General features: G+C 49.0%; 11 protein-coding genes. 3 read left to right on the plus strand and 8 right to left on the minus strand.

Annotated elements, in window-relative coordinates; all coding sequences use genetic code 11:
* Position 1: 1 nt before the first annotated feature.
* The 6 genes from C8J48_RS08040 to C8J48_RS08065 all read right to left on the minus strand — a co-directional run bounded on the left by C8J48_RS08040 (position 2) and on the right by C8J48_RS08065 (position 7,100).
* Positions 2 to 964, minus strand: a complete 963-nt coding sequence (locus C8J48_RS08040) for an ABC transporter ATP-binding protein (RefSeq protein ID WP_107725780.1) — start codon at positions 962 to 964, stop codon at positions 2 to 4.
* Positions 965 to 970: 6 nt separating this feature from the next.
* Complete coding sequence (locus C8J48_RS08045; protein WP_245891194.1) at positions 971 to 1,858, minus strand: ABC transporter permease; 888 nt, start codon at positions 1,856 to 1,858, stop codon at positions 971 to 973.
* 54 nt (positions 1,859 to 1,912) lie between these two features.
* On the minus strand, positions 1,913 to 2,827 hold the full coding sequence (locus tag C8J48_RS08050; RefSeq protein WP_211316608.1) for an ABC transporter permease: 915 nt from the start codon (positions 2,825 to 2,827) through the stop codon (positions 1,913 to 1,915).
* Between the two features lie 168 nt (positions 2,828 to 2,995).
* A complete protein-coding gene (locus C8J48_RS08055; protein WP_107725782.1) occupies positions 2,996 to 4,528 on the minus strand; it encodes an ABC transporter substrate-binding protein in 1,533 nt (510 codons plus the stop codon).
* A complete protein-coding gene (locus tag C8J48_RS08060; protein ID WP_107725783.1) occupies positions 4,525 to 5,736 on the minus strand; it encodes a M20 metallopeptidase family protein in 1,212 nt (403 codons plus the stop codon). Before C8J48_RS08060 ends, C8J48_RS08055 begins: the two co-directional genes overlap by 4 nt.
* Positions 5,733 to 7,100, minus strand: coding sequence for a M20/M25/M40 family metallo-hydrolase (locus C8J48_RS08065; RefSeq protein WP_107725784.1), 1,368 nt, complete (start codon positions 7,098 to 7,100; stop codon positions 5,733 to 5,735). The genes C8J48_RS08060 and C8J48_RS08065 overlap by 4 nt, the downstream gene beginning before the upstream one ends.
* Positions 7,101 to 7,249: 149 nt before the next feature.
* On the opposite strand from C8J48_RS08065, the gene C8J48_RS08070 reads away from it, so the two are divergent.
* From C8J48_RS08070 to C8J48_RS08080, 3 genes are all read left to right on the plus strand, one after another.
* On the plus strand, positions 7,250 to 8,551 hold the full coding sequence (locus C8J48_RS08070) for an amidohydrolase (RefSeq protein ID WP_107725785.1): 1,302 nt from the start codon (positions 7,250 to 7,252) through the stop codon (positions 8,549 to 8,551).
* A gap of 17 nt (positions 8,552 to 8,568) precedes the next feature.
* A complete protein-coding gene (locus tag C8J48_RS08075; RefSeq protein ID WP_107725786.1) occupies positions 8,569 to 9,876 on the plus strand; it encodes a hypothetical protein in 1,308 nt (435 codons plus the stop codon).
* Between the two features lie 231 nt (positions 9,877 to 10,107).
* Positions 10,108 to 11,430, plus strand: a complete 1,323-nt coding sequence (locus C8J48_RS08080) for a TrkH family potassium uptake protein (RefSeq protein WP_107725787.1) — start codon at positions 10,108 to 10,110, stop codon at positions 11,428 to 11,430.
* Positions 11,431 to 11,612: 182 nt separating this feature from the next.
* Here C8J48_RS08080 and C8J48_RS08085 read toward each other — a convergent pair whose 3' ends face one another.
* Complete coding sequence (locus tag C8J48_RS08085; RefSeq protein ID WP_170105289.1) at positions 11,613 to 12,326, minus strand: OmpA family protein; 714 nt, start codon at positions 12,324 to 12,326, stop codon at positions 11,613 to 11,615.
* A 258-nt stretch (positions 12,327 to 12,584) separates the two neighbouring features.
* Positions 12,585 to 14,660: a beta-galactosidase gene (locus C8J48_RS08090; protein WP_107725789.1), complete on the minus strand. Its 2,076-nt coding sequence runs from the start codon at positions 14,658 to 14,660 to the stop codon at positions 12,585 to 12,587.
* Between the last annotated feature and the right edge of the window lie 3 nt (positions 14,661 to 14,663).

The raw sequence follows: 14,663 nt of genomic DNA on the forward strand, positions 1-14,663 counted from the left end.
CTTACGCGTGAAAACAGCGGACAGTATGATTTTCGCTAAGTGTCGTCAATGCTGGTGATTCACCGCGACAGCGGTCGCTGGCTAATGGACAACGGGGATGAAACGCACAGCCGCTCGGCATCTGCAACGGATTGGGAACCAGACCGACAATCGAATCCAACTCCTCCCGCCGCTCGTCCATTTTGGGGATCGATTGGAGCAATCCGCGGGTATACGGATGTTTGGGGTTGGCAAACAGCTCAAAAACCGGGGATTGTTCCACCACTTTGCCAGCGTACATCACAACCACCCGATCGGCCAATTCCGCCACCACCCCAAGATCATGGGTAATCAAGATGACACCCGTCTCTTGTTCCTGATTTAGCTTTTTCATCATTTCTAAGATCTGCGCCTGAATCGTAACGTCTAGGGCGGTTGTGGGCTCATCGGCGATCAAAAGTTTGGGATTACATGATAAAGCCATGGCAATCATTACCCGTTGTCGCATTCCTCCCGACAACTGATGAGGAAATTGACGAATCACTCGTTCCGGATGAGGAATGCCCACCCGGTTCAGCATCTCGATGCTTTTCTCCCTGGTCCGCGTCTGGTCCAATCCTTGATGAAGACGGATCACTTCCCCGATTTGATTGCCAATCGTAAAAACGGGGTTGAGAGATGTCATCGGTTCCTGAAAAATCATTGCGATTTCATTTCCGCGTAGCTTTCGCCGCTCTTTTTTACTTAGCTTCAATAAGTCGCGATCATCAAAGAAGATTTCTCCTGCGGCCACTTGCCCATAATCAGGAAGCAGTCCCATGATCGAAAGCGAAGTAACGCTTTTTCCACAACCGGACTCTCCTACAATCGCCACAATTTCTCCGGGGTTTACCGTAAAAGAACAATCTCGGACCGATGGGATCATTCCTGCATCCGTCTGAAATCGCACCTGTAAATCTTTTACTTCAAGTAAAGGAGTGGTCACATTTTCTCACCTGCCATTCACCTTCATACGAGGGTCCAGCATATCACGCAACCAATCACCGAGAAAGATAATGCCTAGAACCGTGATTGTGATGGCGATGCCTGGAAAGGTTGCTACCCACCAACTTGTGGCTAGATACTGCCTACCGTCACTCAACATGCCTCCCCAGGAAACCGTTGGCGGTTGAATTCCCAATCCGAGAAAACTGAGAGACGCTTCCATAATGATGGTTGTGGCAACACTTAAGGTAGAGATAACGATAAAAGAAGAGAGGATGTTGGGTAGAATGTGAATCCCCATGATCCGCGTATGACTGGAACCGATCGACTTTGCCGCTCGCACAAAATCCCGTTCTTTAATGCTGAGAACCTCACCGCGGATCACCCGGGCGTAATTCACCCAGTTGGTTACGCCCAACACCAGGATCAGCGTTAATAAACCAGGTCCCATCACCGCCAGCACCATCAACATCAATAAGATATTGGGAATGGCGAGAAAGGAGTCGACCGTTCGCATGATGACCCGATCAATCCAGCCCCCGAAGTAGCCGGACAACAACCCCAGCACTAAGCCGATGGCACCAGCCACCACCACCGAACATATCCCCACCAGCAACGATATCTGTGAACCATAAATGATGCGGCTCAACACATCCCGCCCCAGGTTATCCGTACCGAGGGGATGGTCGCCTGTCCCACCCTCAATCCACATCGGCGGCATCAATCGATCAGCAGCTTTGGTCGCCACTGGGTTATGTGGCGCAATCACATCGGCAAAAATGGCGACCAATACCACACTCAGGATGATCAGCAAGCCGATCGTGCCCGTTTTACTTTTTAACAATACACGTATCCAACGTCTCCCGGTTTGAATCGGTTGACTGGTATCCTCGATCGTAGTCCCTTTCTCCGCCTGTTCTACGGACACTGACAAGCGTATCACCCCCGTTCAATTGTATTTAATGCGCGGATCCAGATAGCGATAGGTTAAATCGGCCAACAGATTGCCAAGAATGACAAACAGCGCAATCACAAATACCGCCGCCTGCACCAATGCCATATCGCGAGTATTGACCGCCTGAATCAATAATTGGCCCATCCCCGGCCAAGAGAAGACCGTTTCCGTAATCAATGTGCCCCCGATTAGGGTAGACGTTTGTAAGGCCATAATCGTCACCACTGGAATCAGTGCATTTCGCAAAGCATGCTTATTGACCACAATGATTTCCATCAACCCTTTACTGCGAGCGGTACGGATATAATCCTGTCCCAGGATCTCCAACATACTGGACCGGATCAAGCGGGTCATCTCAGCGGCGATGCCCGTACCCAATGTGATCGCAGGCAACACCAGATGGAGAAACGTACCATGTCCGGAAACCGGGAATATTTTTAGCGTGACTGATAAAATCAAAATCAGCATAATACCCAGCCAAAAGTTGGGCATTGCCTTCCCCAAAACAGCTCCCCCGGTGATCAAAACATCCAAAAACGTATTTCGCTTAACCGCCGACAAAATCCCCAACGGAATCGATAACAACGTCGCGACGATCATGGAGGTGACGGCCAGCTCGATCGTGGCCGGAAGGCGTTCCAGCACAATCGGCAATGCGGGTTGATTGTAACGGAAAGACTCACCAAAATCCCCCTGAACCGCGTTTTTCAAAAAGCGAAAATACTGAACATGTAAGGGTTGATCTAAACCGAGAGCCTGAATCAGGTTGGCTCGATCTTCTTCGGTTGCCGTTTCCGGTAACATCAAATCAACCGGATTCCCCGTTACATTCACCAAAATAAACACAATTAGGGAGATGATAAAGAGGACCGGAATCACTTGCAACAAACTTTTAAAAAAATATTTCACCGTCTCACCTCCAAAAAATGATTCTCTCAATCACTTGAATCCTATAAAACCGCATGGGTACCCCGGTTGATGTGGCTATGTCCTTGCCTGGAGGAATCGCCCCACCAACCTCGTTCCATCAAACATTAAGTACCCACATGAAGACAAAGCCACTGTCACTTCTGTTGTTTACTTCAGTTCAATATCATCCGCGATAATTAACTCATCCAAGCGAGGGTTAAAGTTAATCCGGTCATTCACCCCATAAATTCCTTTCACCTGATGCAGATAGATATGGGGACGATCCGCGGCCACCAACTCTTGCACCTTTTGATACTGCTGTTCCCGTTCTTTTTCATCCATGTTCTCCATCGCTTGTTCCAGCAACTTCTCCACTTCTGCATTGTTATAATCCGTTTCCCCTTTAGCCACCTCAGGAGACAACCGTTCAAAAGCATATCCACCATCAAACATGGAATTTCCATAGCCGATCATATAGAGCTCGTCAAACTTTTTCCCTTGGTATTTCTCGTTGTATTTGCTCCACTCCAACATATCCAGCTTCACCTGAATTCCCACCTCAGACAGCATAGCCGCAATCATTTCCGCGATCTCCTTATCTTTGAGATAGCGGCCGTTGGTGGCACTCAAGGTCAGCTTCAATCCTTTTTCGAAACCAGCTTCTTTTAACAGCTGTTTCGCTTTTTTGGGATCATATTCATATTTATCATACAATTTTGGGTTAGCCCCAAAAGTCCCCGGTGTTACCCGTGTTCGCGTCGGGGTTCCCGCCCCCTGCAAAATATTATCGGTGATCGCTTGATTGTCGATCGCCAGCTCAATCGCTTCCCGCACTTTGGGATCTGCGGTTACATTCCCTTCACTCATCCGTACCACCAGCATCATCACCCGTTGGGTCGGCGCTTCCTGGACATGGGTTCCCTCATTGCCGTTGATACGCTCAATATCACTTGGAGGAGTATTTTCAACAATGTCAACGCCACCGGTCATCAATTCTCCCACCCGAGTGGCTTCCTCTGGAATCGCGCGAAACACCACTTGATTCCATTTTGGTTTTTCTCCGAAATAATCATCGTATTTTTTCAATACGACCCGATCATCGCGAATCCATTCTTCAAACTGATAGGGGCCGGTTCCAACCGGTTGTTTTAAAAATTGGTCCCACCCCTCTTCTTCGATATATTTGGAGGGAAGCATACTGGAACCCAGGCGCGACAAGCGATTGAGCAGAACCGGATCCGGGTTGTGCGTAATAATCTCAACCGTGTGATCATCGATCACCTTTACCTCTTTGATCTGCTTATAACTGGTATGCTCCAACAACGATTGATCCTTGGCTACACGTTCCAGCGAAAATTTTACATCCTCCGCCGTAAACGGATCTCCATTATGAAACTTTACATTCTCTTTTAACTTGAATTCCCATGTCGTATCATTCTTTTGCTCCCAGGATTCAGCCAAATCCGGCTGCGGTTCCTGATTTTCGTCCAGTTTGATCAGATAATTAAACATATTGACGTGAATCGCTTCCGTCGATGTGTTGTTGTGATTATGGACATCAAAGCTAACCATATCGGCGCCTCGGGCAATCGTTAACACCTTTTCATTTCCCACAGCACCACTACCCCCGCTGTTACATCCTGTCAAAGTTAATGCAGCGGCAAGCACCATTGTAACGACCATCATGCCAAATCGTTTCATGACAGGTCCTCCTCTTGATTTAAATAATCGTGCACAAACTGAGAGAAAAGCGCCACACCGATAGGCAACGCTGCTTCATCCAAGTTAAACATGGGATGATGTCCTGGATAGGTACACTGCTTAGCTTCATTTCGCACGCCCAAACGGAAAAAGACTCCTGGTACTTGTTGTGTAAAATAGGAAAAATCCTCTCCCCCCATCGTTGGCTTCACCATCTCATAGCGGTCGGAACCCAGCACGCGTGTCGCTGTGTGCTTCATCCGGTCCACCATCACACCATCATTGACGATTGAAGGGTAGCCCTTGTTATAGGTAAATTCATAGTCAGCGCCAAGGGCTGTCGTCACCCCTTTGATCACCTGTTCAATCCGTTCCGGCATTTGCTCCCGCACCAACGGATTGAGCGTTCGAACGGTACCGATCATGTTCACATCCGGTGCAATAATATTGCCCGCCGCTCCCCCCTGGATTTTGCCGATGGTGATTACCGCCGATTCCAAGGGATCCATCTGTCTGCTGACGATATGTTGCAGTGCGGAAAGGACTTCTGCCGTCACACTGACAGAATCCACCGCTTGATGGGGTTGGGCAGCATGTCCCCCTTTTCCAATAATTCGGATCAAAATTTCATCCGCAGCGGCACAACCAACCCCTTTCACCAAAGTGATGCGGCCCGTCGGGATTGTGGTGTTCACATGTAATCCAATAATGGCGTCCACCGGCGGATCCTGTAAAACTCCGTCTTGGATCATCACTTCGGCTCCTCCTAAACCTTCTTCCGCCGGTTGAAAGATAAATTTTACACTTCCTCTCGCAATCTTAGCCTGTTGCGAGAGAAACTGTGCCGTTCCCATCAGGATGCTGGTATGGGCATCATGGCCGCAAACATGAGCTTTGCCTGGAATGGTGGAACGATAGGCGATTTCCTTTTGATCTTGAATCGGCAGTGCATCCATATCGGCACGAATCCCAATGCAAGGTCCCGGCTCTTTCCCCCGCAGCAAGCCGACAACACCGGTTTTGCCAACGCCTCTTTTCACCTCCAACCCCAAACTCTCCAAATGATCCGCAACTATTGCCGCCGTTCGCTCTTCTTCAAACCCCAGTTCAGGGTGTCGATGAAAATCGCGACGCCATGCCGTCAATTCACCTTGCAGTTGACAGGCTTTCTGCAAAAATGGTGAACCGGCTTCAATCGATGGCATCATCCATTCGCCCCTTTCGCCTCTCGCTGAGCAAAATCTTCGATAATAGCCGCAATATGTTTAATGCCTTGTACATAGTCCTCTACGAAAATATTTTCATTGGGAGCATGATTGTTGGAAGCAAAATGACCCACGCCCACCGATACCGCCGGAATTCCTCGTTTTTGACACAATGAGTACATCGGTCCTGTTCCCGGTGACATCGGCATCACAACTGGATCCGTCTGATAGACCTGGCGGGCCGTTGTCCGTACGGTATCCACCAAGGGATCGCTTGGACTGGTTTTAGCTGGATGTTCAAGGCTATACGGAATGATATCAATATCCTCAAAACCATGCTGATCCAGATGGGTGCGCAAATGGGTTAAAATCTCCTCCGGATCTTGCTCAGGAACAAGGCGAAAATCCAGTTTCACTCTTGCTTCTGCCGGTAAAACCGTTTTGGCTCCCGTCCCCGTATAGCCGGATTCAAATCCGCAAATCGTACAAGTGGGTTGAAAAATCAGTTTTTCTTTTAAATCGAAACCAGATAATTCGGACAAAAAGGACTCAAGTTCCAGATGTTGCAATGTTTCCTTTTCCTCGTATTCCATCTGATCCAAGATCTGCTTTTCCAGATGATCCGGCGGTAACACATTGTCATAAAAGCCGGGGATGCAAACTTTTTCATCTGGAGTTTTTAATGTTGACAACGCCCACACTAAGCGCCATGCGGGATTTTCAATAATGGCTGCCGTCGATGAATGCAGATCCGTATTTGCCCCACGGCAAACCAGTTCGACATAACACATCCCCTTCACGCCGAGGGAGATTTGAGGACGGTTGTTCGCGTTTTTATATCCAAACTCCCACAAGCAGCCATCGGCATGAAGCCGATCCCCGTGTTTCTCGATAAACTCTTCCAGATGGACACTCCCAATCTCCTCTTCCCCTTCAACAATAAACTTGATCGATAACGGCAGTTCCCCTCTCACCTGTTGATAGGCATGAATCGCCGCCAGGCGTGCCATCAAGTTGCCTTTGTTATCCGCGACTCCCCGCGCAACCATTTTACCGTCATGGATCTCCGCGCCAAAAGGAGGATAATCCCACAGCTCAACCGGATCTTCCGGCTGAACATCATAATGGTTATAAAAGGATAATGTTTTTAAGCCTTCTTTGCCGAAAGTCCCTAATATCACTGGATATCCGGAAGTTTCAATCAACTCCGCTTGTCCACCAATGGTATGAATCGCATCGAGCACCATTTTCGCCGTCTCATCCATTCCCCGATTTTGGGCGGCTACACTGGGCTGTCGGCAAATCTCCTGCAACCAGCGGATATATTGAGCTTGATTTTGCTCAATATAGTGAAACACATCTTCCATGGAAACTCCTCCCCTCCAATCAAGTTCTTGTCAATTGTTTTTAGGAATAGTTCCTTAAGTAATCCGTTTATGCTAGTATAGGGATAACGAATTATTATGTCAATTACAAATAGCCCCTAAATGAAAGCCATAAAAAGGAGACGAAACCGATGATTGACGAGATCAGCAAAAGAGTAAATGAACTAACTCCCACTATGGTCGAATGGCGCCGAGACTTTCATCGCTATGCAGAAAGCGGTTGGGTAGAGTTTCGTACCGCTTCCAAGGTAGCTGCCTTATTGACTGATTGGGGGTTTGAAGTACAGGCCGGTCGAGAAGTAATCAAGGAAGAGGCGCGTATGGGCGTTCCATCTCCATCTTTTTTGGAGCAAGAGGAGCGACGAGCATTAAAGCAAGGGGCGATTGCGGAGTGGCTTCCTCATTTTTCCGGCGGATTTACCGGCGTTGTCGGTATTCTTGACGGCGGGCGTCCCGGTCCTGTTGTCGCGCTGCGATTTGATATGGATGCCTTAGATATACAGGAATCGACAGAAGCAGATCACCTTCCCGTACAGCAACATTTTTCCTCCGTCAACCCTAATATGATGCACGCCTGCGGTCATGATGCCCACACCACCATCGGTCTGGGAATCGCCCAGATATTGTCGCAGATGAAAGATCGTATCAAGGGTCGTATCAAGCTGATCTTTCAACCCGCCGAAGAAGGAGTGCGTGGAGCCAAATCGATGGTAGAAGCGGGTGTGCTTGACGATGTGGATCGCTTTTTTGCAGCCCATGTCGGGACCGGTGTTCCTTTGGGAGAGGTGATTTGCGGAGCCCGTGGGTATCTCGCTACCACCAAATTGGATATCACCTATACCGGTCGCGCCTCCCATGCCGGTGGCCGTCCGGAACACGGACAAAACGCGTTGTTGGCTGCCGCTACCGCTACACTCAATCTGCATAGCCTTCCTCAGCACAGCGGTGGTGCTTCCCGGATCAATGTCGGTGTTCTACAGGCGGGAAGCGGGCGTAACATCATCCCTGCGTCAGCGTTGTTGAAGGTGGAGACACGGGGAGAGACGAGCGAAATCAATCATTTTATGTATGAGCGGGCACTACAAGTCATCCAAACGGCGGCGGCCATGCACAACGTCAAGGAAGAGATCAAAATGATGGGTGCCGCCCAGAGCAGCGATCCCAGTCCGCAGTTGCTATCCTTTATTCGCACCCAAGCAGAACGGGTAAACGGAATAGAAACAATCACGGAAACCCGTCAAGCCGGAGGTTCAGAAGACGCCACCTATATGATGGAGCGGGTGAAGCAACGTGGGGGGCTCGCCTCTTATCTCGTTTTTGGCACCACCTTGGCAGCGGAACATCACAACGAAAAATTTGATATCGATGAACAGGTGTTGCCACTTGCCGCCAAGACGCTCGCGGTGTGTGCACTCCATGCGGATGAGAGTTAAGCACAAAGGGGGAACCCATGAAAACACGAGTAGGAATCGTCGGTCCACAAGATTCTGTGGATCTCATCTGTGAAGTCGGTCGTGAATTTGCCGATGATTTAACGGTTTTACCCTTTATCTATCAAAACGTAGAGGAAACCAACGCCATCATCCAACAATATGAACACCAAATTGATATTTGGGTCTTCTCCGGCCAAGCCCCCTTTGCAATCGCACAAGAAAGCGGCTTAAAGCAACAATTCCTCTTTCCTCCGATGGAAGGGGCCGGTTTGATGAAATCCCTGTTGGAAATCGGATACCGTGATCAAAAAAATCTGCTCCGCCTCAGTTTTGATACCCTCTCCCGGCTGGAAGTCATGGAGGCGTATACTGAGCTGGGGTTGTCGAGCGAGCAGCTTCACCTTCTCCCCTATAGCGGCTATAAACCGGCAGCGGAATTGATTGATTTTCATCATTCGCTGTTTATCAACAGGCAGGTGGATGCATGTGTCACCTGCCTACATTCGGTATATGAAGAGTTAAAGCGCCGGGGTGTTCCTGTGTATCGCATCACCAAAACTAGAGGCAGTATTCGGCGAATGTTGAGCATGGCTCTACAACAGGGAGAAACGCTTCATTTCAAAAAATCACAGATCGCAGTCTTATTGATCCAGATCGGTGGGATGGATCAGTTGATCTCTCAAAATACCCTCTCTTACGATATCCATCGACTCCATCTACGATTGCAGGAAACCGTTCTCGAATATACCGAATCCATCTCTGGTTCATTTATCGCTTTAGGGAGCGAAAAATTCCTCCTCTTTTCTACCAGGGGCAGCCTGGAGAGCGGTGAAACTTCTCCTGCGTTATTGCCGGAGAGGCTGGCTGTCGTTACCGACTTATCTACAAATGTCGGGGTGGGCTACGGCAACACCGCCTTATCTGCAGAGCAAAACGCACAGCTCGCCCTTCTGCATGCGCAGAATTACGGTCCTTGCAGCACGTTTATGGTGGATGACAACAATCAAATCGAAGGTCCACTCGAAAGCCCAAACCGGCTCTCTTTCGGTTACCGGACGGAGAGCAAAGCAATCCGAGAAAAATTGAAAGAAGCAAAAATCACCATTAAAACGTATAGCAAACTGTTGTCTGTACAAAACAGCAGTCATCACCACTCCATCACATCATCCGATGTGGCCGCGTGGCTAAAGATGACTCAACGAAACGCTCGCCGCATTTTGCATGAACTAGAACAGCACAGCCTTGCAGAAGTAATCGGGGAAGAAGCACCACCCGCCCGGGGAAGACCGCGAAAAATATACCGGATAAAGGAAGAATGTGAATGAACGCTCGCCGCAATATGAAAGCGATTTCTCTCATCGAACGGTTAGCCCTTCATCGCTGAAAGAGAAACTACTTTGTAACAACTCAGCACCTGATAACGGGTGCTGTTTATTTGTTTGCGGTGCATTTATAAACTGAATCAACACTCCTTTTCGTTGCGTCCACTCATTCGAAAGTTGTAATATAAGACTCAAGATTTAGCGATTGTGGAAACAAGAGAAGGAGTTGGATTCATGGCCAAGTACCAATTTACCCCTGCTCAAGCCCTTGTATTGGGTTTTGGCATGATGATCTTGATTGGAACTATACTTTTGTCATTACCGATTGCAACGGAGAGCGGGGAGCCACTTCCCATTCTCGATGCGCTGTTTACAGCGACTTCTGCCGTCTGTGTGACAGGCTTGGTTGTGGTTGATACCGGCTCTACCTTTAGCACTTTTGGCGAATGTGTCATCATGCTTTTAATTCAAGTTGGCGGCCTTGGATTTATGACCTTCGGTATTGTGTTCGCCCTGTTGTTGGGCAAAAAAATCGGCATCAAAGAACGGCTGATTCTGCAACAAACCTTTCACCAAACGAAGCTGCAAGGGTTGGTGAAACTGGCATTACTTGTTCTAACCCTCACCTTGATCATTGAAGGAATCGGCTTCACCCTGTTGGCGATTCGTTGGATTCCGGAATGGGGATGGAGTGAAGGGCTTTATCTCGCCTTATTTCATACCATCTCCGCCTTTAACAACGCCGGATTTGATCTGTTTGGCGACAGCCTGATCGGATATGTAGGCGATCCTCTCATCAACCTGACGATCACGGCGCTATTTATCTTGGGAGGTATTGGGTTTGTGGTGATCGCGGAAATCCTGCAATACCCTTCCACTAGGCGACTCAGCCTTCATACCAAGCTGGTTTTGTCGGTCACCGGCGGTTTAATTTTGATCGGTACCGTCATCATCCTGATCATTGAATGGAGAAACCCTGAAACATTGGCCTCCATGCCGCTCGCCACCAAGTTCTTTGCTTCGTTTTTCCAAGGCGTCACTCCGCGAACAGCGGGCTTTAGTACGATGGATATCGCTGATATGTACCCTGCCACACAATTTATCATCATTATGTTGATGTTTGTGGGAGCATCACCCAGCTCCACCGGCGGCGGTATTAAGACAACCACTTTTATCCTTGTCTTGTTGGCGGTATGGGCCATGATCCGCGGAAAGGCGGATGTTGTGGCGTTTCAGCGCAGAATCCCCCATGAACAAGTGTACCGGGCGTTGACAGTGTTAGTGATCGCTCTTTCTCTGATTATCGTGGTAACCATTTTACTTACCTTGACTGATCATACCGATCTGATGACTTCCTTATTTGAAACGGTCTCTGCTGCCGGCACCGTCGGTCTCTCTTTAGGCCTTACCTCTGAGCTCACCCCGTTGGGTAAAATACTGATCACCATTACGATGTTCGCCGGAAGATTAGGCCCCATGACCCTGGCGTTTGCCATTGCCCAACGGGTAGAAACAAAAAATTTCCGTTATCCCGAGGAAAAGCCGTTAATCGGTTAATATCCATATGGAAAAACAACGGGCGGAGTCTCTCCCTCCGTTGTTTTGTTATTTCAAACAAAAAAGAGAGTTGAACCTCACCCAACGTGAGGTCTTATCCTAATGTTGCCGATAATAAAACGATGCCTCGTTTTAGCGCTTAATCAAATGAGACTGCCTTAGTAGGCAGTCTCATTCTCTGTTCAATCGGGTATGACAGTGATTTCCACCCGACGATTCTTTTGGCGGCCTTCGGTGGTGTCGTTGGAGGCGACAGGCTTCGATTCACCAAACCCTTGGATTTCCAACAAGGATTCCGATACCTCCAGTTTATCCGTCAGGGCTTGTTTTACTGCTTGTGCCCGTTTTTCCGACAACTGTTTATTGTAGGAAGCCGACCCGCGACTATCAGTGTGCCCATCAATTCGAAAGGTGGCGTTCTTCGACTTCTTGATCGACTGAGCGATCTGCCCCAGGGCATAATAGGCGTCTTTCCTTAACTTGTAGGAATCCGTATCAAAGAGGACGTTTTCAGGGATGGTGATCACCACATCTTTTTTACCAGAGCTTATGCTCACATCCGGGGGGATATAGCTGGGCGGCTGATAGTCAAAATCGGGGGGAGCGTACTTCGGAGGTTCGTATGGATCCGGCGGCACATAGGACGGCGGTGGTTTATATGGATCAGGAGGAATATAAGGGTCTGGGGGGACATAGGGATCCGGTGGGACATAGCCCCCGTTGTTCCCTTTTTTATTTTCATCCTTTTCATCATTTACTTCTCTCGCTGCGCTGTCTTCTGCGTTCGTTTGCTTTTCGACGGCTTCCCCTTCCTCGGAAGTTACTTCCTTGTCGCCGGAGCATCCTGTGAGGAGAATGAGAGAAAGGAAAAAGATGAGCCCGACTCTCTGTATCATTGGAATCTCCTTTCCATATGGAAGATACATCCATGATAGAAGAAGATGGAAGGTCACGCAATACGATTAATGGATGAATTGGATATAGGAAAACCGGTGTATATGTATTGAAAAGTCAACACGGCTAGGGCCAAGCTCGATAGTTTGAATCGTATAAAAAGTGATCACCCGTATCTCCGTCCCATCAAGCATTCATTTAAAATTTCGCTTCTATGTATTCTTTTTCTGCAATTTATGTGAATAACAACCCCTCATTGATCAAGTGAGGGATTGTTTTGTTGAACCATCAAGCAGGAGAGTGCCATAGGGAGCGATCGTGGTGGAACCGAAGTGAACCTGGTCTGTCAGCAGATCTTTTGACTTGCGATTTAAGTGTATGGTCCTTGAATCAGCCGCGTAATTTAAGAGAAAAATGATCGTTTCTCCAGTCGAATCATCGCGGCGAATACTCAATTCTACTTCTTTCGGCAGAATTAACCAATCCGCGGTAGGAGATTTTAGGCCGAGAAGATTGATGAAGCAGTCAGCCGTTTCCTCGTTAAAAACGGCTCCGTAATAATAGGAAGTACCGCTTCCAAACTCGTTTCTCACCAGGGCCGGTTTCCCCTGATAATAGCCGTCTTGGTAAGTGGCCAAAATTTCAGCACTGGGGGAGTCGATATACAGGATGTCGTTAAAACCCTCCGCCATCGTTGTGACATTCTCCCCATGCCACCATTCTACGCGAGGTGGCTGTTCATAAGGGCCGATTCGTGTAAAATCCTCCACCGTCACACCGCACAACTCCGCGATTGGGCCGGGGAATGGACGCACCTCGCAAATACCGGATGAATTCTTGTACCCGGAGCGGCACCCCAATATCAGCTGCCCGCCGCTACGCACGTATTCCGTCAATAGATGCGCCGTTTCATCTGAGAGAATGGTCGGATGGGGATAGACGAGGAGCTTGTATTTGCGCAACTCTTCCAGTGTGATCCCCTTCTTTAAGAAGAGGGCGTCAACAGGAATATGGTTATACTGAAAGGCCTTAAACCAGGATTGGACGCTTGTTTTCTCATAGGGGCCGTGCCAGTTATCCAGTTCACCGTCCCACTCGTTATCGTAATCCTTCACAATCGCCACCTCGGCCTTCACGTTCTTCCCGACCAGAGAGCGACCGACTTTTTGCAATTCCTCCCCCACCTGGGATGCCTCCTTCAACCGGCGGTTGGGGCGGTTATGGACATCATTGATCCCGTGCCAATAGATCTCCGTCCCCATCGGCGCCGTCCGCCAGCGGAAGTAAAGGACCATATCGGCGCCATGGGCGATCGACTGATAGGTCCACAACCGCATCTGCCCCGGTTTCGGAGATGGCTGCTCAATCCGATTCACCCAGCCGCCTGGACCGGACTGCTGTTCCATGATACAAAAATGGGGTGAAATGCTGCGAACAATGCTCAGATTCCAACTCCATTTGCGATCCAAGAGCGGTTCTTCCCCTTCGTCGGGAAAGAGGGTACTAAAGTTGGGGTATGAATCAAAAGAGATAAAATCCAACAATTCATCGGTCATCCGATGGCTGTCCAAGTGTCCAAAGATGCCGTTTGTTGTGACAAAGTGATTTGGCGCCGTCTCTCGGATGATGTCCGCCTGCAGTTTGGCGAAAGAAATGGCGCTATCGGAGAAGAACCGTTTTTCATCCAGTGCCTGGTGCGGATTGGGAGAATCGCTCACCGTCGGCCGGATCAGATGGACCTGCTCCCACTCTGTATAGGTCTGATTCCAAAACACGGTTCCCCACGCCTCATTCAACCGGTCCAAACTACCATATTGACCCTTCAACCATTGCCGGAACGCCTGGTGATCCGCTTCCGAATAAAAGACATCTATCTCGCAATTGAGCTCGTTGTCAATCTGCCAACCGATCACCGCCGGGTGATCCCGGTAATGTGCCACCATCTTTCTCACGATACGGGCGGAAAGCTCCCGGTATACTGGGGCATTGTAGTTGTAATGGCGTCGCTGACCGTGTTGATACTGAATTCCCTCCTGTGATACATTCAATACTTCTGGATAACGATGGGTCAGCCATGCCGGAGGCGTGGCCGTCGGCGTTCCAAGGATGACCTGAAGCCCATGTTCATGAGCGAGATCGATCGCCCGATCAAACAAATCATACTGAAACTCCCCTTCCCGAGGTTCAAAAATAGACCAGGCAAACTCAGCCATCCGAACAACAGAGAAGCCCATTTCCCTCATCCGACGGTAATCATCGGACCAAAGCTTTTCCGGCCAGTGCTCTGGATAGTAACAGACACCCAGTCGAAAATCGGACGTTTGAAAGGATTTCATGAT

Origin of the sequence: Desmospora activa DSM 45169, assembly GCF_003046315.1 — a bacterium.
Lineage (GTDB): Bacteria > Bacillota > Bacilli > Thermoactinomycetales > DSM-45169 > Desmospora > Desmospora activa.

What these genes read in the sequence shown, in the direction of transcription:
- C8J48_RS08055 (WP_107725782.1), bottom strand. Translation starts at nt 4,528, where the DNA reads ATGAAACGATTTGGCATGATGGTCGTTACAATGGTGCTTGCCGCTGCA.
- C8J48_RS08060 (WP_107725783.1), bottom strand. Translation starts at nt 5,736, where the DNA reads ATGATGCCATCGATTGAAGCCGGTTCACCATTTTTGCAGAAAGCCTGT.
- C8J48_RS08065 (WP_107725784.1), bottom strand. Translation starts at nt 7,100, where the DNA reads ATGGAAGATGTGTTTCACTATATTGAGCAAAATCAAGCTCAATATATC.
- C8J48_RS08070 (WP_107725785.1), top strand. Translation starts at nt 7,250, where the DNA reads ATGATTGACGAGATCAGCAAAAGAGTAAATGAACTAACTCCCACTATG.
- C8J48_RS08075 (WP_107725786.1), top strand. Translation starts at nt 8,569, where the DNA reads ATGAAAACACGAGTAGGAATCGTCGGTCCACAAGATTCTGTGGATCTC.
- C8J48_RS08080 (WP_107725787.1), top strand. Translation starts at nt 10,108, where the DNA reads ATGGCCAAGTACCAATTTACCCCTGCTCAAGCCCTTGTATTGGGTTTT.
- C8J48_RS08085 (WP_170105289.1), bottom strand. Translation starts at nt 12,326, where the DNA reads ATGATACAGAGAGTCGGGCTCATCTTTTTCCTTTCTCTCATTCTCCTC.
- C8J48_RS08090 (WP_107725789.1), bottom strand. Translation starts at nt 14,660, where the DNA reads ATGAAATCCTTTCAAACGTCCGATTTTCGACTGGGTGTCTGTTACTAT.